Origin of the sequence: Campylobacter sp. 2018MI10, assembly GCF_018501175.1 — a bacterium.
Taxonomy (GTDB): Bacteria; Campylobacterota; Campylobacteria; order Campylobacterales; family Campylobacteraceae; genus Campylobacter_E.
Map to the genome: position 1 here is coordinate 1 of NZ_JAHCZD010000042.1, position 1,384 is coordinate 1,384.

The window sequence follows — 1,384 nt, forward strand, 5'->3', positions numbered from 1 at the left end:
CTTAATAAGCTTAGGTATTAACTTACTCTAAGGTATTTAATTAAGTTTAATTTTTATTACTTTAAATCACTAATTAAACTTAGCATAAAAATATTTTAGTATTAATTACTTATCTTCTAAAAACAATCTAAGCCCTAATTACTGCAAAAGAATTTAAATCCAAATTTTATATAAGCTTTAATTTTTAAAAACTTCGTTTTACAGAAACTTCGTTTTAAATAAACTTTATTTGATATAAATTTTGCTATACATAAACCTAGTTTTAAAAACTTCTTTTACAGACACTTCGTTTTTTAAAAACTTTGTTTTTTAAAAACTTTGTTTTAAATAAACTTCGTTTTAAATAAACTTCGTTTTAAATAAACCTAATTTTATAACCACCTCATTTACTACTAATATTGCTTATTAAAGATAAAGATTTGATAGCATAAATAAGAAATTGCTTCTAATAATATTACTTAATTAAAATTGGAAAAAATAATATTAAATCGCAATCTTTCACTACCAATATTATTTTTCAACCAATCATATTACCTTAATGATGTTTTCATATGAGATTATGGCTTACGTCTAAATATTATTCTAATATTGATTTAACTTTAACTACCTAAAAAACAATTAATCATCTAAGCTTATTAAATACATAATTCTTTAAACATATAAAGCTACTTAAATTAAATAAGCATACTCATATAAATATTTTAAACATATAACTTATAAATACTTCTAGCATATACTAAAACTACTTAAAGTATTAAAAACCTAAACAATTAAAAAAGTCCAAACCCAAACAAAGCTAAAAAAGAAAGCAACAATAAAAACTTACCTTTTAGCCCTATCCCGTTTCTACAATTAAAAAATATAATAAAAAATTAAATCTAAAAATATGTATATAAAAATCAATTATTATTAAAAAGAAAGGAGTTAAAAAAGATTTTAACAAGTCCGCAACGAGCTACTTTCCCCATGCCAGTAAGGCGTAGTATCATCACCCACAATGTGCTTAGCTTCTTGGTTCGGGATGGGACAAGGCGTTACCACATTTGTATAATCACGGACATTGTTATTTAAATCTATTAGTATTTAATAAACTTAAATAACAATGTTAAAAGCAAGTAATAAACTAATTCAATAACCTTTTTAAAGCTAAAAGTGACGCAGTTATTTTTTCTTAGTGCTAGGAAAGCGACTGAGATAAGACTGATAGTCTATCAAAGGAGCTTGACGACGCAATAAGGAAAAAGAACAAGTCAATTAAAACCTTAGCAAGGAAGTAATGCTTATTTAAAGTAAGCGGACGGTCTATTAGTATTGGTCAGCTAAATGGCTTTCACCACTTACACACCCAACCTATCAAGCAGCTAGTCTTGCTGCGACCTTAAGA

2 rRNA genes are annotated in these 1,384 nt (G+C 25.4%); both read right to left on the reverse strand.

Annotation, left to right across the window (positions count from 1 at the left end):
* Positions 1 to 942 precede the first annotated feature (942 nt).
* Positions 943 to 1,059, reverse strand: a 5S ribosomal RNA gene (rrf, locus tag KJR01_RS09550).
* Between the two features lie 226 nt (positions 1,060 to 1,285).
* Positions 1,286 to 1,384 (reverse strand): 23S ribosomal RNA (locus KJR01_RS09555); the annotation flags it as partial.